This is a genomic window from Serratia sp. CY71090 (assembly GCF_052166845.1).
Taxonomy (GTDB): domain Bacteria; phylum Pseudomonadota; class Gammaproteobacteria; order Enterobacterales; family Enterobacteriaceae; genus Serratia; species Serratia nematodiphila.
The window spans coordinates 280,835-301,425 of record NZ_JBJNOA010000003.1; the positions used below are offsets into that span (position 1 = coordinate 280,835).

The 20,591-nt window shown below is 62.5% G+C and carries 20 protein-coding genes; 12 read left to right on the forward strand and 8 right to left on the reverse strand.

Annotated elements, in window-relative coordinates:
• The first annotated feature begins 121 nt into the window (after positions 1 to 121).
• The 7 genes from ACJ8OK_RS07700 to ACJ8OK_RS07730 all read left to right on the forward strand — a co-directional run bounded on the left by ACJ8OK_RS07700 (position 122) and on the right by ACJ8OK_RS07730 (position 8,426).
• Positions 122 to 751, forward strand: a complete 630-nt coding sequence (locus tag ACJ8OK_RS07700; RefSeq protein WP_060558859.1) for a response regulator transcription factor — start codon at positions 122 to 124, stop codon at positions 749 to 751.
• Positions 751 to 2,292, forward strand: coding sequence for an MASE1 domain-containing sensor histidine kinase (locus ACJ8OK_RS07705; RefSeq protein ID WP_085336492.1), 1,542 nt, complete (start codon positions 751 to 753; stop codon positions 2,290 to 2,292). The genes ACJ8OK_RS07700 and ACJ8OK_RS07705 overlap by 1 nt, the downstream gene beginning before the upstream one ends.
• A gap of 66 nt (positions 2,293 to 2,358) precedes the next feature.
• Entirely contained in the window at positions 2,359 to 3,681 is a 1,323-nt protein-coding gene (uhpC, locus tag ACJ8OK_RS07710; protein WP_254901100.1) for an MFS transporter family glucose-6-phosphate receptor UhpC, read from the forward strand.
• Complete coding sequence (locus ACJ8OK_RS07715; protein WP_004939729.1) at positions 3,678 to 4,709, forward strand: ABC transporter substrate-binding protein; 1,032 nt, start codon at positions 3,678 to 3,680, stop codon at positions 4,707 to 4,709. The genes uhpC and ACJ8OK_RS07715 overlap by 4 nt, the downstream gene beginning before the upstream one ends.
• 67 nt (positions 4,710 to 4,776) lie before the next feature.
• Positions 4,777 to 6,855, forward strand: coding sequence for an ABC transporter permease (locus ACJ8OK_RS07720; protein WP_442530497.1), 2,079 nt, complete (start codon positions 4,777 to 4,779; stop codon positions 6,853 to 6,855).
• A gap of 11 nt (positions 6,856 to 6,866) precedes the next feature.
• Positions 6,867 to 7,913 (forward strand): ferric ABC transporter ATP-binding protein, encoded by a 1,047-nt coding sequence (fbpC, locus tag ACJ8OK_RS07725; RefSeq protein ID WP_085336494.1) that lies wholly within the window; start codon positions 6,867 to 6,869, stop codon positions 7,911 to 7,913.
• 246 nt (positions 7,914 to 8,159) lie between these two features.
• Positions 8,160 to 8,426, forward strand: a complete 267-nt coding sequence (locus ACJ8OK_RS07730; RefSeq protein ID WP_004939738.1) for a hypothetical protein — start codon at positions 8,160 to 8,162, stop codon at positions 8,424 to 8,426.
• Positions 8,427 to 8,467: 41 nt separating this feature from the next.
• On the opposite strand, the gene dusC is transcribed toward ACJ8OK_RS07730, so the two are convergent.
• From dusC to rhlE, 3 genes are all read right to left on the reverse strand, one after another.
• The gene (gene dusC / locus ACJ8OK_RS07735; RefSeq protein ID WP_033634134.1) at positions 8,468 to 9,400 is read right to left on the reverse strand and encodes a tRNA dihydrouridine(16) synthase DusC; all 933 of its coding nucleotides are present in this window, start codon (positions 9,398 to 9,400) and stop codon (positions 8,468 to 8,470) included.
• A gap of 83 nt (positions 9,401 to 9,483) precedes the next feature.
• The gene (locus ACJ8OK_RS07740; RefSeq protein ID WP_033633864.1) at positions 9,484 to 10,443 is read right to left on the reverse strand and encodes a D-2-hydroxyacid dehydrogenase family protein; all 960 of its coding nucleotides are present in this window, start codon (positions 10,441 to 10,443) and stop codon (positions 9,484 to 9,486) included.
• 114 nt (positions 10,444 to 10,557) lie between these two features.
• Positions 10,558 to 11,937, reverse strand: coding sequence for an ATP-dependent RNA helicase RhlE (gene rhlE / locus ACJ8OK_RS07745; protein WP_033633865.1), 1,380 nt, complete (start codon positions 11,935 to 11,937; stop codon positions 10,558 to 10,560).
• A gap of 297 nt (positions 11,938 to 12,234) precedes the next feature.
• Between rhlE and cecR the strand changes: the two genes are divergently transcribed.
• Genes cecR through ACJ8OK_RS07770 form a run of 5 tightly spaced genes read left to right on the forward strand, consistent with a single transcriptional unit; the run spans position 12,235 to position 17,953 of the window.
• A complete protein-coding gene (gene cecR, locus ACJ8OK_RS07750; RefSeq protein ID WP_021503995.1) occupies positions 12,235 to 12,933 on the forward strand; it encodes a transcriptional regulator CecR in 699 nt (232 codons plus the stop codon).
• Between the two features lie 18 nt (positions 12,934 to 12,951).
• Positions 12,952 to 13,938 (forward strand): secretion protein HlyD, encoded by a 987-nt coding sequence (gene hlyD / locus ACJ8OK_RS07755; RefSeq protein WP_060558851.1) that lies wholly within the window; start codon positions 12,952 to 12,954, stop codon positions 13,936 to 13,938.
• Between the two features lie 8 nt (positions 13,939 to 13,946).
• Positions 13,947 to 15,683, forward strand: coding sequence for an ATP-binding cassette domain-containing protein (locus ACJ8OK_RS07760; RefSeq protein WP_015377021.1), 1,737 nt, complete (start codon positions 13,947 to 13,949; stop codon positions 15,681 to 15,683).
• Positions 15,680 to 16,834 (forward strand): ABC transporter permease, encoded by a 1,155-nt coding sequence (locus ACJ8OK_RS07765; RefSeq protein ID WP_060558846.1) that lies wholly within the window; start codon positions 15,680 to 15,682, stop codon positions 16,832 to 16,834. The genes ACJ8OK_RS07760 and ACJ8OK_RS07765 overlap by 4 nt, the downstream gene beginning before the upstream one ends.
• 12 nt (positions 16,835 to 16,846) lie before the next feature.
• Positions 16,847 to 17,953 carry an ABC transporter permease gene (locus ACJ8OK_RS07770; protein ID WP_260952895.1) on the forward strand — a complete coding sequence of 369 codons (1,107 nt, stop codon included), beginning with the start codon at positions 16,847 to 16,849 and terminating at the stop codon, positions 17,951 to 17,953.
• Positions 17,954 to 18,023: 70 nt separating this feature from the next.
• Here the strand turns inward: ACJ8OK_RS07770 and ACJ8OK_RS07775 are convergent, their stop codons facing one another.
• From ACJ8OK_RS07775 to moaB, 5 genes are all read right to left on the reverse strand, one after another.
• On the reverse strand, positions 18,024 to 18,734 hold the full coding sequence (locus ACJ8OK_RS07775; protein WP_213929292.1) for a Bax inhibitor-1/YccA family protein: 711 nt from the start codon (positions 18,732 to 18,734) through the stop codon (positions 18,024 to 18,026).
• Positions 18,735 to 18,864: 130 nt separating this feature from the next.
• Positions 18,865 to 19,332: a molybdopterin synthase catalytic subunit MoaE gene (moaE, locus tag ACJ8OK_RS07780; RefSeq protein ID WP_049187158.1), complete on the reverse strand. Its 468-nt coding sequence runs from the start codon at positions 19,330 to 19,332 to the stop codon at positions 18,865 to 18,867.
• Between the two features lie 2 nt (positions 19,333 to 19,334).
• Complete coding sequence (gene moaD, locus ACJ8OK_RS07785; RefSeq protein WP_004939768.1) at positions 19,335 to 19,580, reverse strand: molybdopterin synthase sulfur carrier subunit; 246 nt, start codon at positions 19,578 to 19,580, stop codon at positions 19,335 to 19,337.
• Positions 19,577 to 20,056, reverse strand: a complete 480-nt coding sequence (moaC, locus tag ACJ8OK_RS07790; RefSeq protein ID WP_004939770.1) for a cyclic pyranopterin monophosphate synthase MoaC — start codon at positions 20,054 to 20,056, stop codon at positions 19,577 to 19,579. Before moaC ends, moaD begins: the two co-directional genes overlap by 4 nt.
• 3 nt (positions 20,057 to 20,059) lie before the next feature.
• Positions 20,060 to 20,575, reverse strand: a complete 516-nt coding sequence (gene moaB, locus ACJ8OK_RS07795; RefSeq protein ID WP_442530502.1) for a molybdenum cofactor biosynthesis protein B — start codon at positions 20,573 to 20,575, stop codon at positions 20,060 to 20,062.
• Positions 20,576 to 20,591 lie beyond the last annotated feature (16 nt).

Consider the following 20,591-nt stretch of genomic DNA (forward strand, 5'->3'; position numbering starts at 1 on the left):
GCGCCGGCGGCGCCCTTTTATTGCGATTCTGTTACACCGATTGCATAACCGCGCTTGGCTGATTGCCAGCACCGCGGCGGCAGGCATCATAGGGCCATGATTCGGCAACAGAGTGCGAAAAATGATCCGTGTGATACTGGTGGATGACCATGTGGTGGTGCGCTCCGGCTTTGCGCAATTGCTCAGCCTCGAGGACGATCTCGACGTGGTGGGGCAATACAGCAGCGCGGCGGCGGCCTGGCCGGCATTGCTGCGCGACGACGTCAGCGTCGCGGTGATGGACATCGCCATGCCGGATGAAAACGGCCTGAGCCTGTTGAAACGCCTGCGGGCGCAGAAGCCGCAGTTTCGCGCGATCATCCTCAGTATCTATGATACCCCGACCTTCGTGCAGAGCGCGCTGGATGCCGGCGCCAGCGGCTATCTGACCAAACGCTGCGGGCCGGAAGAACTGGTGCAGGCGGTGCGCTCCGTCGATATGGGCGGCCATTACCTGTGCGCCGACGCGCTGCGGGCGCTGCGCGGCGGCGAGCAGCCGACCACGGCGCTGGAGGCGTTGACCCCGCGCGAGCGCGAGATCTTCGATCTGCTGGTCAAAGGCGACAGCGTAAAGGAGATCGCTTTCAAGCTCGATCTCAGCCATAAAACGGTGCACGTGCATCGCGCCAACGTCCTGGGCAAGCTGCAGTGCAGCAGCACCATTGAACTGGTGCATTTCGCCCTCGACCATCAGCTGCTGGCGGGGCATTGATGTCGCCCCGCTTCCGGCCCTGGGTTATCTCGCTGTTTATCCTGTTGGCCTGGGGCAGCGGTTGGCTGATGCTGTGGACGCTCGGTTTCTACCTGACCCACAACGGCAATCAGGCGGCGCTGTTTCTGCCTCACGGCGTCTATCTCGCGCTGCTGATCCTGCTGGCGCGCCGCTATTGGCCCGCCCTGATAATACCGCCGGTGCTGCTGCTGTTCTGGCTGCACGGCGAACGCCTGCTGAGCGGCTACAGCCTGCTGGCCGCGCCGTTCATCACCCTGCTCCCGGCCGCGCTCGCACAGCGATTCTGGCGCCGTTTTCCACTCTACTGGCAGCGGCTGACGCTGCTGCTGGCCGCAGTGACCGCCGCCTCGCTGCTCAATACCGCCCTGCTTGCGCCTTTCGCGCACAGCCCGGCGATGCTGCTCGGCCTGGCGTCATTTACCGGCGGCGTCTTGCTGACCCCGTTCGTCTACCTGATTTTTGAATTTCTGCGCCAGCAGCACCGCTACCATCTGCTGGGGCTGGACACCAGCAACCCGCCGCTGCGCGCGTCCTTAATCATCTGGTGCAGCCTGTTTTTCGTTATCGGCATCGGCACCCAGATGGTGCTGTCGCCGGAAATCGAACGCCTGCTGCTGATCGTGGTGTTTTTGCCGAACGTGGTGATGGCGTGGAAGTTCGGCTGGCAGGGCGGCGTGCTGTCCGGCCTGCTCGGCAGCATGATGATCACCATCGCGCGGCAGGTCGGCGTGGGGTTCGGCAATCTGATCGAGCTGGAAATCTTTCTGGCGACGCAGGCGCTGCTCGGCATCGGTCTGGGCATCGCCATCAGCCGTCAGCAGCACCTGGCGCAAAACCTGCACCACTATCGCCGACGCCTGGAAGAAGAGTTGGCGGCGCGGCGGGCGTTGACCGAAAAACTGATCCACACCGAAGAAGACACGCGAAAGAACCTGGCGCGCGAGCTGCACGATGAAATCGGCCAGAACATCACCGCGATTCAAATTCAGTCGCAGCTGGTCAAACGGGCGCGCGATCCGGCGCAAACCCAGGCCGCCGCGAACCAGATAGCCGATCTCGCCCGGCGCATACATCACTCCACGCGCCAGCTGCTGCGCCAGCTGCGCCCGCCCGCGCTGGACGAGCTGGCGTTCAAAGACGCGCTTCACCACCTGCTGAATGAATTCGCCTTCAGCGAACGGGGCATCCGTTGCCGTTTCGACTACCGGCTCATCAACACGCCCGCCGGCGAGACGGTGCGCTTTACCCTCTACCGACTGCTGCAAGAGCTGCTCAACAACGTGTGCAAACACGCCGAAGCCAGCGAAGTCGCCATCGTTTTGTATCAACAGGGGGCACTTTTGCACCTCGAGGTGCGGGACAACGGCATCGGCATCCGGGCGGACAAGGCGCCCGGCCTCGGCATTCAGGGGATGCGCGAACGGGTCAGCGCGCTCGGCGGCGAACTGACGCTGGACACACAGCGCGGCACGCGGGTAATTGTTAACCTGCCCACAAATTTGCAACAAACCGCCGACTAACTAGGAAAAAGTCTTAGCCAGTCCGGACTTTCTCTCATCCCCTTTCCCTTTCACCTTCTTATAGTCATCACCAGGGAGACGGCTATGCAGACACGCTCGGCATCTGAAATCGATCATCGTTACCGCGCGCTGCGCCCGCGACTGCTGCTGTACATGGTCATCGGCTACGCCGCCTTTTACCTGACGCGCAAAAGCGTGAATTACGTGCTGCCGGCGCTGCAAACGGATTTGGGGCTGGATAAAGGGGACATCGGCCTGCTCGGCTCGCTGTTTTACCTGAGCTACGGCCTGTCGAAATTCAGCGCCGGATTGTGGCACGACGGCCACGGGCAGCGCAGGTTTATGGGGATCGGCCTGTTCGCCACCGGCGTGCTGAACGTGGCGTTCGCCTTCGGCGAATCGCTGACGCTGCTGTTGGCGGTCTGGGCGCTGAACGGCTTCTTTCAGGGCTGGGGCTGGCCGCCCTGCGCGCGGCTGCTGACCCACTGGTATTCGCGCAACGAGCGCGGCTTCTGGTGGGGCTGCTGGAATATGTCGATCAACCTCGGCGGCGCGATCGTGCCGCTGATCAGCGCCTTCGCCGCCCAGCGCTGGGGCTGGCAGGCGGCGATGTTGATCCCGGGGGCCGTCAGCATGGCGTTGGGCCTCTGGCTCACGCGGCGGCTGACAGGCACGCCGCAGGAAGAAGGCCTGCCGTCGGTCGGCCGGTGGCGCCACGATCCGCTGGAGCTGCGCCAGGAACAGCAAAGCCCGCCGATGGGGCTGTGGCGGATGTTGCGCACCACGATGCTGAAGAACCCGATGATCTGGCTGCTGGGCGTCTCTTACGTGCTGGTCTACCTGATCCGCATTGCGTTGAACGACTGGGGCAATCTGTGGCTGACGGAAAGCCACGGCGTCAACCTGCTCAGCGCCAACGCGACGGTGATGCTGTTCGAGATAGGCGGCCTGCTCGGCGCGCTGTTCGCCGGCTGGGGCTCGGATGTGCTGTTCGGCGGGCAGCGCGCGCCGATGATTTTGCTGTTCACGCTCGGGCTGATGGTTTCCGTCGCCGCGCTGTGGCTGGCGCCGGTGCATCACTACGCGCTGCTGGCGGGCTGTTTCTTTACGGTGGGCTTTTTTGTCTTCGGCCCACAAATGTTGATTGGCCTCGCCGCCGTGGAGTGCGGGCACAAAGGCGCCGCGGGCTCCATCACCGGCTTTCTCGGCCTGTTCGCCTACCTGGGGGCGGCGCTGGCGGGCTGGCCGCTGTCGCGGGTCATCGAAGGCTACGGCTGGTCGGGCATGTTCAGTTTGCTGTCCATCGCCGCCGTTCTTATGGGTTTATTGCTGATGCCGCTGCTGATGGCGAGCGTTACCACCTCTACCGAGAGAAGGATAAAACAATGAAAAAAACGTGGGTCACTACCCTGATAGCGTCCGGCATCGCGCTGGCGACGCTGAGCGGCGCCGCGCACGCCAAGGGCCGCCTGGTGGTCTACTGCAGCGCCACCAATGAAATGTGCGAAGCGGAAACCAAAGCCTTCGGCGAGAAATATGACGTGAAAACCTCGTTCATCCGCAACGGCTCCGGCAGCACGCTGGCGAAAGTGGACGCCGAGAAGAAGAACCCGCAGGCGGACGTCTGGTACGGCGGCACGCTCGATCCGCAATCCCAGGCCGGTGAAATGGGGCTGCTGCAGCCGTACAAATCGCCGAACCTCGACCAGGTGATGACGCAATTCCGCGATCCGGCCAAGTTGAAAGGCAACTACTCCTCGGCGGTCTACGTCGGCATTCTCGGTTTCGGCGTCAACACCCAACGCCTGAAAGAGAAAAACCTGCCGGTGCCCAAATGCTGGAAAGACCTGACCAAGCCGGAATACAAAGGCGAGATTCAAATCGCCGATCCGCAAAGCTCCGGCACCGCCTATACCGCGCTGGCGACCTTTGCCCAGCTGTGGGGAGACGATCAGGCGTTCGATTACCTCAAGCAGCTGAACGCCAACGTCTCGCAGTACACCAAGTCCGGCATTGCCCCGGCGCGCAACGCCGCCCGCGGTGAAACGGCGATCGGCATCGGTTTCCTGCATGACTATTCGCTTGAAAAAGAACAGGGCGCGCCGCTGGAGCTGATCTCGCCTTGCGAAGGCACCGGCTATGAAATCGGCGGCGTCAGCATCCTCAAAGGTGCGCGCAACCTCGACAACGCCAAACTGTTCGTGGATTGGGTGCTGTCGAAAGAGGCGCAGGAGCTGGCGTGGAAGCAAGGCAAATCCTATCAGATCCTGACCAACACCACCGCCGATACCTCGCCGAACTCGCTGAAGCTCGACGACCTGAAGCTGATCAACTACGACATGGACAAGTACGGTTCGACCGAGGTCCGCAAGGCGCTGATCAATAAATGGGTCAGCGAAGTCAAGATGGGTAAATAAGCCCACATTCTGCGCCTGTTGCCGGGTAAGCCTCACGGCTTGCCCGGCCTGAACATCCGGGAAACTTATGTCACATACACATGCACTCCATCTCGTGAAAAAACGAGATGCGATATCCCTTTGGGTTTTGCTTGGCTGGCTGGCGTTCGCCCTGCTGCCGAGCTGGAGCCTGGATTACGGCCTGCTGGAGTCCACCGGCGAAGAGATCCTCGCGGCCTACGGCTGGTCAAATCGCAATGTCAGCTGGCTTTGGTGCCTGCTGCCGAGCCTGCTGCTGCTGCGCCCTTACGCTGCGGCGGGCGGTGAACGGCGGCGGCGCCACGCGTTCGACGCCGGCTGGGCGCTGCTATGCATGGCCTTTATCGTCGTCAGCGCCACGCTGGCGGGACGCGGTTTAGGCTACGCCACCCTGGTGCAGTTGACCGCGCTGGGCGCCATCATGACGTTGGCGCTGACCCGCCTCGACTGGCTGGGCGGCGACCGCTTTGTGATCGGCGCGCTGGTCACCATCGTGGCGCTGATCGGCGTCTTCATCGTCTGGCCGAGCATCGCGATTTTCATTCCGATGTTCACCGACCAGACGGGCGCTTTCGCGCCGCTGGCGTTTATGAATGTGCTGTCGCAGGCGCACATCGTCCAGGTGATCCTCAACTCCATCGCCCTGTCGATCGCGGTGGGCGCCGGCTGCACCTTCTTCGGCCTGGTGCTGGCGATTTACACTACCCGCATCGCCAGGCGCAGCGCCATTATCGGCCGTATCTTCTCCATCCTGCCCATCGTCACGCCGCCGTTCGTCGTCGGCCTGGGCGTCACGCTGATGATGGGGCGCTCCGGCTACGTGACCGAGTGGATGGTGGCCTGGTTCGGCCTGACCAACACCAACTGGCTGTACGGCTTTACCGGCATCTGGCTGGCGCAGGTGCTGGCGTTCACCCCGATGGCGTTCATGATCCTCGACGGCGCGATCAAGACCATTCATCCTTCGCTGGAAGAGGCCTCCTACACCCTGCGCGCCAGCCGTTGGCAAACCTTTAACGGCGTGTTCGTGCCGCTGCTGAAACCGGCGCTGGCCAACGCGTTTCTGATCGTGGTGGTGCAATCGCTGGCCGACTTCAGCAACCCGCTGGTGCTCGGCGGCAACTTCGACGTGCTGGCGACGCAAATCTATTTTTACATCACCGGTTCGCAGCTCGATTATCAGGCCGCCAGCACCCTCGGCGCCTTCTTGCTGCTGTTCTCGCTGCTGGTGTTCTGCATCCAGTATATGTGGATCGGCAAGCGTTCCTACGTCACCGTGTCCGGCAAATCCTATCGGGGCGACGTACAGCCGCTGCCGGTCACGCTGGTGTGGAGCGTGATCGCGCTGCTGGCGGTGTGGGTAGCCTTTAACGCCCTGCTTTACGGCAGCATTTTCTACGGCAGCTTCACCGTCAACTGGGGGGTGGATTACACGCTGACGCTGGATAACTTCATCAAGCTGTTCGGCCAGGGCATGAGCGACGGCGCGTGGCCTTCGCTGCTCGACACGCTGCTGTACGCCGGGATCGCCGCGCCGATCACCGCCGCGTTCGGCCTGCTGATCGCCTGGATCGTGGTGCGCCAGCAGTTCAAGGGCAAAAAGACCATCGAGTTCACCACCATGCTGTGCTTTGCGGTGCCGGGCACCGTGGCGGGCGTCTCTTACATTCTCGCCTTTAACGGCGCGCCGGTGTACCTCACCGGCACGGCCGCCATCGTGATTATCTCGATGGTGATGCGCAACGTGCCGGTGGGCATTCGCGCCGGGATCGCCGGGCTGGGCCAGATAGACAAATCGCTGGACGAAGCCTCGCTCAGCCTGCGCGCCGGCTCGCTGCGCACCATCACGCACATCCTGCTGCCGCTGCTGCGCCCGGCGATCCTGTCGGCGCTGATCTACAGCTTCGTGCGCGCCATCACCTCCGTCAGCGCCATCGTCTTCCTGGTCACCCCCGATACCCGCGTGGCCACCGCCTACATCCTCAACCGCGTGGAAGACGGCGAATACGGCGTGGCGATCGCCTACGGTTCAATTCTGATCGTGGTGATGCTGGCGATTATTTTCCTCTTTGACTGGCTGATCGGCGAGGCACGCATCTCCCGTTCAAAAGCCAAAAACCAGGCGTAATGGAGCCCATGATGAGCCAGAAAAATTTCGTTGAACTGCGCAACGTCTCCAAACGGTTCGGCAACAACACGGTAATCGATAACATCACGCTCACCATCCCGCGGGGGCAAATGGTGACGCTGCTCGGCCCTTCCGGCTGCGGCAAGACCACCATTTTGCGCCTGGTCGCCGGGCTGGAAAAGCCGAGCGACGGGCAGATATTCATTGATGGTGAAGACGTTACCCATCGTTCCATCCAGCAGCGTGACATCTGCATGGTATTCCAGTCTTATGCCCTGTTCCCGCACATGTCGCTGGGGGAGAACGTCGGCTATGGCCTGAAGATGCTCGGCATTCCGCGCGCCGAAGTGAAAGCGCGCGTGCAGGAAGCGTTGGCGATGGTGGATCTGGCGGGGTTTGACGATCGCTATGTCGATCAGATCTCCGGCGGCCAACAGCAGCGCGTGGCCCTGGCGCGCGCGCTGATCCTCAAGCCGAAAGTGCTGCTGTTCGACGAGCCGTTGAGCAACCTCGACGCCAACCTGCGCCGCAGCATGCGTGAAAAGATCCGCGAGCTGCAAAAGCAGTTTGATATCACGTCGCTGTACGTCACCCACGATCAGAGCGAGGCTTTTGCGGTCTCCGACACCGTGCTGGTGATGAACAAGGGGCATATCATGCAGATGGGCTCGCCGCAGGATCTCTATCGGCAGCCCGCCTCGCGCTTTATGGCGAGCTTTATGGGGGACGCCAACCTGTTCCCGGCCAGCTTCAGCGCCGACCATGTCGATATCAGCGGCTATCGTCTGCCGCGCCCCGCGCACTTTGCCGCCCAGGGCGCCGGCACGGTGGGCGTGCGCCCGGAGGCGATCACGCTGAGCGAGCATGGCGATGAAAGCCAGTGCTGCGTGATCGAACATGTCGCCTACATGGGGCCGCAGTATGAGGTAACGGTGGCGTGGCACGGGCAGCAGATTTTGCTGCAGGTCAACGCCACCCGCCTGCAGCCGAACGTCGGCGAGCGCTATTATCTGGAAATTCACCCCTACGGCATGTTTATGCTGGCGGACGCGGCATAATAAGCATCACTCTTAAGCGTTAGAATAACGGTCATCCCGTATGGGATGGCCGGAAATAATCGCCAAAAATACCGTATTTATCTATTTTTACAATTCCACCCAAGTCCTTGTTCAGCCGAATAATAAATATAGCCGCATTCATTGAAAAATAACCAAAAAGGCCACCGAGGGTGATATTTTTATTTGGATAGGGTAAGCTTAGTCCCGCAGTCGAAATTATTTAACGGCCAACTCAAGGAGAAATTCATGAGCAACAATGCAAACGCACAGGCGCAGCTGGATAATTTACGCAACGTCGCTTCCCAGCTGAAGGAAATGCGCCACTATGCACAGGCGAATACCGAGACGCTCTCCGCACACTGGCTGGCCTTCGATCAGGGGGAATGCAAAAATAAGGCATTCGCCGAAGCCATTAACGACCTGTTGAATAAACAGGGCGCCTGTCTGGAAGGGCTGGAAAAAACCATTCAGGATATCGAGATAGAATTGAACCGTCTTGATAAAGCCGCCTGATAATGCCGATTTAAATAAACCCGCCGCGCGCGGGTTTATTTTCAGCTGCGGCAGATGACGCGCGCAATATCCCCGGACGTCGTCAGCGCGCGTATTTCGCTGAACAGTTCGGTGGCTTCATCATATTCTTTACGCAAATAACCCAGCCACTGTTTAATGCGCGCCACGTGATACAGGCCGGTGTCGCCCTGCTTTTCCAGATGGACGTATTTTTGCAGCAGCTCAACCACCTGCGGCCAGGGCATGCGCGGTTCGTTATATTTCACCACCCGGCTCAGGTTCGGCACGTTGAGCGCGCCGCGCCCCAGCATGATGGCGTCGCAGCCGGTCGCCTGCAGGCAATCCTGCGCGCTCTGGTGATCCCAGATCTCGCCGTTGGCGACAACCGGGATGCTGAGCCGCTGACGGATCTCGCCGATCGCCGCCCAGTTGATGCGATCCGCCTTGTAGCCGTCCTCTTTGGTGCGGCCGTGCACCGTCAGCTCACTGGCGCCCGCCTGCTGCACCGCATCGGCGATTTCAAAGCTGCGATTGGAGGAGTCCCAGCCCAGGCGCACCTTCACCGTGACCGGCAGATGGGCCGGCACCGCCGCGCGCATCGCTTTGGCGCCCTGGTAGATCAATTCCGGATCTTTGAGCAGCGTCGCCCCGCCGCCGCTGCCGTTCACCAGTTTGGACGGGCAGCCGCAGTTGAGATCGACGCCGTAAGAGCCCAATTCCACCGCACGCGCGGCGTTTTCCGCCAGCCACTGCGGATACTGCCCCAGCAGCTGTACCCGCACCAGCGTGCCCGACGGCGTGCGGCTGGCGCGACGCAGCTCCGGGCACAGCCGGTAGAACGACTTGGCCGGCAGCAGCTGATCGACCACGCGCAAAAATTCGGTGATGCACAGATCGTAGTCGTTCACTTCGGTGAGTAACTCACGCACCAAAGAATCGAGAACGCCCTCCATCGGAGCCAATAATACGCGCATGACCAATCCCAGCAAAAAAAGACCCGCAATGATACGGGTGAATGCCCGCGCCAGACAAGCCTCTGCGGGCATTAAAAATGCCGTCAGCCCAGCCGGCGGATCGGTTGGCCGGCAAGGAACGCCGCAATGTCCTCGACCGCCTCGGTGAAGTAGGCGCGGTAATTGTCGTCCGCCACGTAACCCACATGCGGCGTCGCCAGCACGTTGGGCAACTGGCGAAACACGTCGTCGGCCGGCAGCGGCTCCGTCTCGAACACGTCCAGCCCGGCGCCGGCGATCTTCCGCTGTTGCAGGACGTCCACCAACGCCGCCCGATCGACGATGCCTGCGCGCGAGGTATTGATCAGGTACGCGGTGGGCTTCATCGCCGCCAATTCATCACGCCCCACCAACCCGCGGCTGCGATCGCTCAGCACCAGGTGAATGGAGACAAAATCGCTCTGCTCAAACAGCGCCCGCTTGGACGGCGTCAGCTCAGCGCCCTCCTGCGCCGCCCGTTCCGCCGTCAGGTTCTGGCTCCAGGCCAGCACCCGCATGCCGAACGCCTGCGCCACCCGGGCCATCTGGCCACCGATCTTGCCCAGCCCCAGCAGCCCCAGCGTTTTTCCTTGCAGCGTGACGCCCAAGCCCAGCTGCCACGGGCCGTTGTTCCGCAGCCCGACGTTTTCCGGCACGATATGCTTCGCCAGCCCGAGCAGCAGCGCCCAGCTCAGTTCCATCGGCGCGGCCGAGCCGCTGGCGGTGCCGCACACCACCACGCCGCGCTCGGCGGCGGCGGCCAGATCGATAGCGGCGTTGCGCATGCCGGAGGTGATCAGCAGCTTCAGCTTCGGCAGCCGCGCCAGCAGCGAGGCGGTCATCGGCGTGCGCTCGCGCATGATGACCAAAATGTCGCATTCCTGCAGATGCACCGCCAGCTCCGCTTCATCGGTAAAGTGCGCGCTGATGGCCGACACCTCCACCCGATCGGCCAGCGCCGACCAGTCCGCCATCTTGAGCGCCACCTGCTGGTAATCATCGAGAATTGCGCACTTCAATTTCATCTCCGTCTCCTGGAATCTAGGGGTAGCCACCGTCCAGCCTAGTACGAAAATGCCGTTCCGCCAGGCAAAAAAAAAGCCGCCCGTATCGGCGGCTTACTCTTTGAGCAATCAGGCTTATTCGGCCGGTTTGCGGTTGCGCGGGCGGCGCGAAGACGGCGCGCCGGAACGACGCTGGCCATCACCCTGCGGGCGGGCGTTACCGTTGCCGTTGCCGCGGTTTTCACGCTGGCCGCCGTTCGCGTTACCGCTGCGCTGACCGCCGCCGTTACCGGAACGCTGGCCGCCGCCGTTGCCGCGCGGCGCGCCGCGTCCGCCGCCCTGACGGCCGTTGATGATCGGCTCGGCCTTGATGGTCGGATCCGGCTCGTAGCCCGGCAGCGCAATGCGCGGAATTTCACGCTTCAGCAGACGTTCGATGTCGCGCAGCAGCTTGTGCTCATCCACGCACACCAGCGAGATAGCTTCGCCGGTGCGCTCCGCACGGCCGGTACGGCCGATACGGTGCACATAGTCTTCCGGCACGTTAGGCAGCTCGTAGTTCACCACGTGCGGCAGCTGGTCGATATCCAGACCGCGCGCCGCGATGTCGGTCGCCACCAGCACGCGGATGCGGCCGTCTTTGAAATCGGCCAGCGCGCGGGTACGGGCGCCCTGGCTCTTGTTGCCGTGGATCGCCGCGGCGGTGATGCCGTCTTTGTTCAGCTGTTCCGCCAGATGGTTGGCGCCGTGCTTGGTGCGGGTAAACACCAGCACCTGTTTCCAGTCGCCTTCGCCGATCATCTGCGACAGCAGTTCCCGCTTACGCTTCTTGTCGACGAAGTGCACGCTCTGCTCAATCTGCTCGGACGCGGTGTTGCGGCGCGCCACTTCCACCGAGGCCGGGTTATGCAGCAGCTTGTTGGCCAGCGCCTTGATGTCGTCGGAGAAGGTCGCGGAGAACAGCAGGTTCTGGCGCTTGGCCGGCAGCTTGGCCAGCACGCGGCGGATGTCGTGGATAAAGCCCATGTCCAGCATGCGGTCCGCTTCATCCAGCACCAGAATTTCGATTTTGGACAGGTCAACCGCGTTCTGATGCTCCAGATCCAGCAGACGGCCCGGCGTCGCCACCAGGATATCGACGCCGCCGCGCAGCTTCATCATCTGCGGGTTGATGCTCACGCCGCCAAACACCACCAGCGAACGCAGGCGCAGGTGTTTGCTGTAGGCATCGACGTTTTCGCCGATCTGCGCCGCCAGCTCACGGGTTGGCGTCAGGATCAGCGCGCGCACCGGGCGACGGCCCTTGACCGGATGGTCATGCTTGCTCAGCAGCTGCAACAGCGGCAGGGTAAAACCGGCGGTTTTACCGGTGCCGGTCTGGGCGCTGGCCATCAGGTCACGACCTTCAAGCACGACAGGGATAGCCTGACGCTGGATTGGCGTCGGTTCGCGATAGCCCTGTTCTTCAACAGCGCGCACAATTTCAGCACTTAAGCCGAGGGTTTCAAATGACATAAAGAGAAAAACTCCAGATCCCCCCTAACCTAACGGTGTTCGGTGCAGTTTCCTGGGAGGATGATCAGACGGGGCATTAAGCATGACCACGAGGGATTGGCACAAACTGCAGTGCACCAGGCGGCGATTGTAACAGAAGTCGCGCAATAAAAAGCACTTTTACGCACCCAGAGCACAATCTGCCGTAAATTCAGCATTGTCTGAAGCCGATCACATAACTCATTGTGGTTAGCGGTTGCGTTTTAGACAATCTGGCATAAAGTTAATCATATGATTGATTAACTTCGAGCGTGACCCATGCCAGCTTCCGTACCTCATCAGGCCGCCGGCCGGGCGCGCGGCGAGCAAACGCGCCGGCAACTGCTCGCCGCGGCGACCGAACTGTTCGGCGAATTCGGCCTGCAGGGCGCCACCACGCGCGATATCGCCCAGCGCGCCGGCCAGAACATCGCCGCCATCACCTACTACTTCAGCTCCAAAGAGGGGCTGTATCTGGCCGTGGCGCAGTCGCTCGCCGATTTCATCCAGCAGGCGTTCGCCCCGTTGGCCGAAGAGGTCGATCGCTTTGGGCAAGAAGCGCCCGAACAACGCTCACCCGACGCGGCGCTGCGCTTGCTGCAGCGCGGCCTGCTGGCCTTCAGCGAGCTGATGACCCAGCCGCACACGCTGAACCTGAGCAAAATCATGTCGCGCGAACAGCTCGCCCCGACCGAGGCCTATCCGCTGATCCACCGCCAGGTGATCGCGCCGATGCACGAGCGGCTGTGCCGCCTGCTGTCTGCCGCCACCGGCATTGACGAGCACGCCACTCGCCTGGTGCTGCATACCCACGCGCTGATCGGCGAGGTGCTGTCGTTCCGCGTAGCGCGAGAGACCATCCGCCGCCAGGCCGGCTGGCAAGAGATTGGTGAAAGTGAAGCGGCGCAGATCGCGGCGGTGCTGAGCGAGCATATCGAGATTTTGGTTATTGGGCTGCGCCAACGTCACGGCGCGTAAATTCAGGCAGGGAGTGTTATGAACAAAAAACGCAGTGCCTTGATCGTGTTGTTAATTCTGCTGATCGCGGCCGCCGCTTACGCGGTCTGGCATTACCAACAGCAGCAGGATAAGCCGCTGACGCTGTACGGCAACGTCGATATCCGCACGGTCAACCTCGGCTTCCGCGTCGACGGCCGCCTGGCGTCGCTGACGGTGGATGAAGGCGATGCCGTTCAGCCGGGCCAGCTGCTCGGCAAACTGGACGATGCCCCCTATCGCAACGCACTGCAGCAGGCCGAGGCCAACGTCGGCAGCGCGCGCGCCAAACTGTCGCTGCTGCAGGCCGGCTATCGCAGCGAAGAGATCGCCCAGGTGCAGTCAGAAATGGCGCAGCGCCAGTCCGCCTTCGCCTACGCCGACAGCTTCCTGAAGCGCCAGCAAGGGCTGTGGGCGAAAAACGCCACGTCCGCCGACGCGCTGGAAGATGCGCGCACCGCCCGCAATCAGGCGCTGGCCAATCTGCAGGCGGCGAAGGACAAGCTGTCGCAATACCGCAGCGGCAATCGCCCGCAAGAGATTGAACAGGCCAAGGCCGAGGTGGCACAAAGCGAAGCGGCGCTGGCGCAGGCGCAATTGAATCTGCAAGACGCCACGCTGGTCTCCCCGTCCGCCGGCACGGTGCTGACCCGCGCGGTGGAGCCGGGCACCATGCTCGGCGCCGGCGGCACAGTATTCACCCTGTCGCTGACCCGGCCGGTGTGGGTGCGCGCCTACGTCAACGAGACCAGCCTGAACCAGGCGGTGCCCGGCACCGAGCTGGAAATTTACACCGACGGCCGCCCCGGCAAGCCTTACCACGGCAAGATCGGTTTCGTCTCGCCGACCGCGGAATTCACGCCGAAAAGCGTTGAAACGCCGGATCTGCGCACCGATCTGGTGTACCGCCTGCGGGTGATCGTCACCGACGCCGACGATGCGCTGCGTCAGGGCATGCCGGTCACCCTGCGCTTCGCCAAACCCTGAGGCCGGCCATGGAACAGGCGCACACCATCGAGCTGGAAGGGCTGGAAAAACGCTTCCCGTCGCTTGAGAAACCGGCGGTCGCCAGCCTGACCACCACCCTGCGCAGCGGCGCGGTGATCGGGCTGGTCGGCCCGGACGGCGCCGGCAAAACCACCCTGCTGCGCATGCTGGCCGGGCTGCTGCAGCCCAGCAGCGGCAAGCTGCGGGTCGCCGGGCTGGATCCGATCGCGCAGGATCGTCAACTGCATGCGATCCTCGGCTACATGCCGCAGAAGTTCGGGCTGTATGAGGATCTGACGGTGATGGAGAACCTGACGCTGTACGCCGATCTGCGCGGCGTCACCGGCGATCTGCGGCGCCAGACCTTCGAACGGCTATTGAAATTCACCGATCTGACCCGCTTCACCGAGCGCCTGGCGGGCAAGCTGTCCGGTGGCATGAAGCAAAAACTGGGACTGGCCTGCACGCTGGTGGGCGAACCCCAGGTGCTGCTGCTGGATGAGCCGGGCGTCGGCGTCGATCCTATCTCGCGCCGCGAGCTGTGGCGCATGGTGCACGAGCTGGCCAACGACGGCATGTTGATCCTGTGGAGCACCTCTTATCTCGACGAGGCCGAGCAGTGCCGCGAAGTGCTGTTGCTCAACGAGGGTGAGCTGCTGTTCAGCGGCGCGCCGCAGGATCTGACCCAGCGCATGGCCGGACGCACGGTGTTGATCGCCGCGCCGCCCGGCAGCCATCGATCGTTGCTGCAGCGGGCGATCTGCCTGCCGGCGGTCACCGACGGCGTGATCCAGGGCAAATACCTGCGCCTGATCCTGAAAGAAGGCGAAGATCACCGGCAGCTGCTGCAGGCGCTGGATCTGCCGGACGCCGAACTGGACGAAGCGGATCCGCGCTTCGAGGATGCGTTTATCGATCTGCTCGGCGGCGGCCCCAACCATCGCTCGGCGCTGGCGGAGATCATGCCGACCGTCAACGGTGAAAGCGGCGAAACGGTGATCGAAGCGGTGCAGCTGACCAAAAAATTCGGCGACTTCGCCGCCACCGATCACGTCGACTTTCAGGTGCGGCGCGGAGAAATCTTCGGCCTGCTCGGCCCGAACGGCGCCGGCAAGTCCACCACCTTCAAAATGATGTGCGGCCTGCTGGTGCCGTCCGGCGGCAAGGCGCTGGTGCTGGGGATGGATCTGAAGACCAGCTCCGGCAAGGCGCGCCAACGCCTCGGCTACATGGCGCAAAAATTCTCGCTGTACGGCAACCTGACGGTGGCGCAGAACCTGAAGTTCTTCTCCGGCGTCTACGGCCTGAGCGGCAAGGCGCAGCGCGACAAAATCGACGAGATGTCGCGCGCCTTCAACTTCGCGCCGATCCTCGATCAGACGCCGGACGCGCTGCCGCTCGGCTTCAAACAGCGCCTGGCGCTGGCCTGCGCGCTGATGCACGAACCGGATATTCTGTTCCTCGACGAACCGACTTCCGGCGTCGATCCGCTGACGCGGCGCGAGTTCTGGCTGCACATCAACGGCATGGTCGACAAGGGCGTCACGGTGATGGTGACCACCCACTTTATGGACGAGGCGGAATACTGCGACCGCATCGGTCTGGTATATCGCGGCAAGATCATCGCCGCCGGCACGCCGGACGATCTCAAACAACAGGTGGCGCGCGACGACAATCCCAGCCCTTCGATGGAGCAGGCGTTTATCGAGCTGGTGCAGGGCTACGACGAGGAGGAAACGCGGTGAGCGATAACCTACCCCCAATCGACGACGGCGGCTTCTCCTGGCGCCGGCTGCGGGCGCTGTGCCTGAAGGAGACGCGGCAGATACTGCGCGATCCCAGCAGCGGCCTGATCGCCTTCGTCATCCCGCTGATGCTGCTGTTTATCTTCGGCTACGGCATCAACCTGGACTCCAGCAAGCTGCATCTGGGCATTCTGATGGAGCAACAGAGCGAAGACGCGCGCGATCTGGCCCACGCCTTCGCCGGTTCACCCTATATCGAACCGACCATCAGCGACAACCGCCAGCAGCTGATCCAGCAGATGCAGGCCGGCACGATCCGCGGCCTGGTGGTGATCCCGGTGGATTTCGACCAGCGCATGGCGCGCCCGCACGACAGCGCCCCTATCCAGGTGATCACCGACGGCAGCGAGCCGAACACCGCCAACTTCGTGCAGGGCTATGCCCAGGGCGTATGGCAAGTTTGGCAGCAGCAACGCGCCGCCGATCGGGGGAGCAGCGACAAGCCGCTGATTGACGTGCAGATGCGCTACTGGTTCAACCCGGCGGCCATCAGCCGGCACTACATCATTCCCGGCGCCATCACCATCATCATGACGGTGATCGGCGCCATTCTCACCTCGCTGGTGATCGCCCGCGAATGGGAGCGCGGCACCATGGAGGCTCTGCTGTCCACCCAGGTGACGCGCAGCGAGCTGCTGCTCTCCAAGCTGATCCCCTATTACTTCCTCGGCATGATCGCCATGGCGCTGTGCATGGCGGTGGCGGTCTGGGTGCTCGGCGTGCCCTATCGCGGTTCGCTGCCGATCCTGCTGCTGATCAGCAGCCTGTTCCTCGCCAGCACCCTCGGCATGGGCCTGCTGATCTCCACCCTCACCCGCAACCAGTTCAACGCGGCGATGGTGGCGCTGAACGCCGCCTTTCTGCCGTCGATCATGCTGTCCGGCTTCATTTTCCAAATCGACAGCATGCCGGCCATCGTGCGCGCGGTGACCTACATCATTCCGGCGCGTTACTTCGTCAGCACGCTGCAAACGCTGTTCCTGGCGGGCAACGTCGGCACCGTGCTGGCGATCAATCTGCTGTTCCTGATCGCTTCCGCCGTGGTGTTCATCGGCCTGACGGCCTGGAAAACCCAGCGCCGGCTGGATTAAGGAGAAAGAGCGATGTTTCACCGTCTGTTGACGCTTATCATCAAGGAAATGCAGGCGCTGCTGCGCGATCCGCAAACCCGCGCCATCCTGATCATGCCGGTGATCCTGCAGGTGCTGCTGTTCCCGTTCGCCGCGACGCTGGAAGTCACCAACGCCACCATCGCGGTCTACAGCGAGGACAGCGGCCAGGCATCGGTGGAGCTGACCCAACGCTTCGCCAAGGCCAAAGCCTTCTCCCATGTGCTGCTGCTGCGCAATCCGCAGGAAATAAAGACCACCATCGACAACCAGCGGGCGCTACTGCTGATCCGCTTCCCGGCGCAGTTCTCGCGCGATATCGCCGCCGGCAACACCGCGCCGCTGCAGTTGCTGCTCGACGGGCGCAACTCCAACAGCGCGCAGATCGCCGCCAACTACGTGCAGCAGATCGTGCAGGAATATCAGAACGAGCTGCTCGGCAACCGCGCCAAACCCAACAACAGCGAACTGGTGGTGCGCAACTGGTATAACCCGAATCTGGACTACAAATGGTTTGTGGTGCCGTCGCTGATCGCCATGATCACCACCATCGGCGTGCTGATCGTCACCTCGCTGTCGGTGGCACGCGAACGCGAACAGGGCACGCTGGAACAGCTGCTGGTCTCGCCGCTCACCACCTGGCAGATCTTTACCGGCAAGGCGGTGCCGGCGCTGATCGTCGCCAGCTTCCAGTCCAGCATCGTGCTGTTGATCGGCATCTTCCTGTACCAGATCCCGTTCGCCGGATCGCTGTTGCTGTTCTATGCCACCATGCTGCTCTACGGGCTGTCGCTGGTCGGTTTCGGCCTGCTGATCTCGTCGCTGTGCGCCACTCAGCAGCAGGCGTTTATCGGCGTGTTCGTGTTCATGATGCCGGCGATCCTGCTCTCGGGGTATGTCTCGCCGGTGGAGAATATGCCGGTGTGGCTGCAGGATCTGACCTGGGTGAACCCGATACGCCACTTCACCGACATCACCAAGCAGATCTACCTGAAGGACGCCAGCTTCAGCATTATCTGGCGCAGCCTGTGGCCGCTGCTGGTGATCACCGCCACCACCGGCAGCGCCGCCTACGCGCTGTTCCGCCGCAAGATCGCATAAAAAAAGCTCTGCATATCACATGCAGAGCTTTTTGATCGCCAGATACCCTAAGGCATGAAAGACGACGGATTTAGCGGCGGTTGCCGAAAATGCGCAGCAACATCAGGAACAGGTTGATGAAGTCGAGATACAGCGTCAGCGCGCCGACGATGGCGTACTTGCGGAAGCCGTCTTTATCATCGGCGTTCAGCTGCTCGCCCATCGCCTTGAGTTTCTGCGTGTCGTACGCGGTCAGGCCGACGAACACCACCACCCCGATGTAGGTAATCGCCCACATCAGCGCGGTGCTTTTCAGCCAGATGTTCACCAGCGAAGCCAGCACGATGCCGATCAATGCCATGAACAGCATGCTGCCGAAGCCGCTCAGATCGCGCTTGGTGGTGTAGCCGTACAGGCTCATGGCGCCGAACATGCCGGCGGTGACCACGAAGGTGCTGGCGATCGAACTGTAGGTATAAGCGATGAAGATGCTCGACAGCGTCAGCCCGGTCAGCGCCGAGTAGAGCATGAACAGCGAGGTGGCCACCGCGCCGCTCAGGCGGTGGACCATGCCGGAAATCACGAACACCAGCGCCAACTGGGCGATGATCAGACCGAAGAAGGTGATCTGACTGGAGAAGATGAAGTTAAGGATCGCGGGCGTATTGGCCGCATACCAGGAAACGAACGCCGTCAGCAGCAGACCGCAGGTCATCCAGCCGTAAACCTGCGCCATGTAGGCCTGAATGCCGCTGTTGGCACGTTCGACGATTGAACCATTAGAGCGTGGATATCGGTCCATGACGGTTACCTTTTGCGTTGTAAACAAGATTCCGAAGCCCCGCGAACGGGGCTTCGCCTGCTATAAGCGTACCACAGAATAGGCCGCGCGAAAGCGGCAAAGGTCTTGATTTGTTTCCGCTGTTGAGGCGTTATTTAGCCGCTTTTTGCCAGCGCTGCGCGGCCTCGCGATCGCTGTCGCGAGCGTCCACCCAACGATCGCCCTGGCCGGTCGCTTCGCGCTTCCAGAACGGCGCGCGGGTCTTCAGGTAGTCCATGATGAACTCGCTGGCGGCGAACGCCATGCCGCGGTGCGCGCCGGTCACGCCAACGAACACGATCTCGTCGCCGGGATACAACGCGCCGACGCGGTGGATCACCGTCACGCGCTGCAGCGGCCAGCGGCTGCGCGCCTCGGCCACGATCTCCGCCAGCGCCTTCTCGGTCATGCCGGGGTAGTGTTCCAGCGTCAGCGCGCTGACGTCGTCCCCAAGGTTATGGTTGCGCACCTTGCCGGTGAAGGTCACCACCGCGCCGTCGGCGTCACACTGCGCCAGCCACTGATACTCGTCGCCGACGTTGAACGGCGCTTCGCCCACGCGAATGCGGGTGTTTTCCATGCTTACCCCCCGGTGACCGGCGGGAAGAAGGCCACTTCATCGCCGGCGCGCAGCGGGTGATCCGCCGCCACCAGCGACTGATTGACCGCCGCCAGCAGTTTGCCGGACTCCAGCGCCAGCGCCCAGCGATCGCCGCGCGCGCACAGCGCCTGACGCAATGCCTCAACGGTGGGATAATCCGCCGGCATCGACAGCGCGCCGGTGCCCACCAGTTCGCGCACCTGCGCGAAGAAAAGAATATCAATCATGCGTTCACCTTAAAATCGCCGGATTTGCCGCCGCTTTTCGCCAGCAGGCGCACCGGGCCGATCACCATGTCTTTCTGTACCGCTTTGCACATGTCATAGATGGTCAATGCCGCCACCGAGGCGGCGGTCAGCGCCTCCATCTCGACGCCGGTTTTGCCGGTCAGCCGGCAGCAGGTTTCGATGCGCACCCGGCTGTGCTCCGTTTGCGCCTCCAGCTGCACTTCGACTTTGCTCAACATCAGCGGGTGGCACAGCGGGATCAGTTCCCAGGTGCGTTTGGCCGCCTGAATGCCGGCGATGCGCGCCGTGGCGAACACGTCGCCCTTGTGATGGCTGCCGTCGACGATCATCGCCAACGTGGCGGGCAGCATCTCGACGAAGGCTTCGGCGCGCGCCTCGCGCACCGTTTCGGCCTTGGCGGAAACGTCGACCATATGGGCTTCGCCGGCGGCGTTAATATGGGTTAGCTGTGTCATGACTCAGGGCTTCTTCAAATGGGCTTGGAAGTTGCACGGGCGATGGCGCGCGTCCAACTGCTCTTCGATAATCCGCTCCCAGGCGGTGCGGCAGGCGCGGGTGGAGCCCGGCATGGCGAAAATCACCGTGCGGTTGGCCAGGCCGGCCAGCGCGCGCGACTGGATCGTCGCGGTGCCGATCTCTTCGTACGACACCATGCGGAACAGTTCGCCGAACCCTTCCACCTCTCTGTCGAACAGCGGCAACAGCGCTTCCGGCGTGTTGTCGCGCGCGGTAAAACCGGTGCCGCCGGTGATCAGCACCGCCTGCACGTTGTCATCGGCAATCCACGCGGAAACCCGCGCGCGGATCTGGTAAATGTCATCTTTGACGATGGCGCGATCCACCACCTGATGGCCGGCTTCCCGCGCCGCGTCCTGCAGATATTGGCCGGAGGTGTCTTCCGCCTCGCCGCGGCTGTCGGACACGGTCAGGATGGCGATATGGGCCGGAATAAACTCGCTGCTCGCATGGCTCATGGTTCAATAAGCTCCT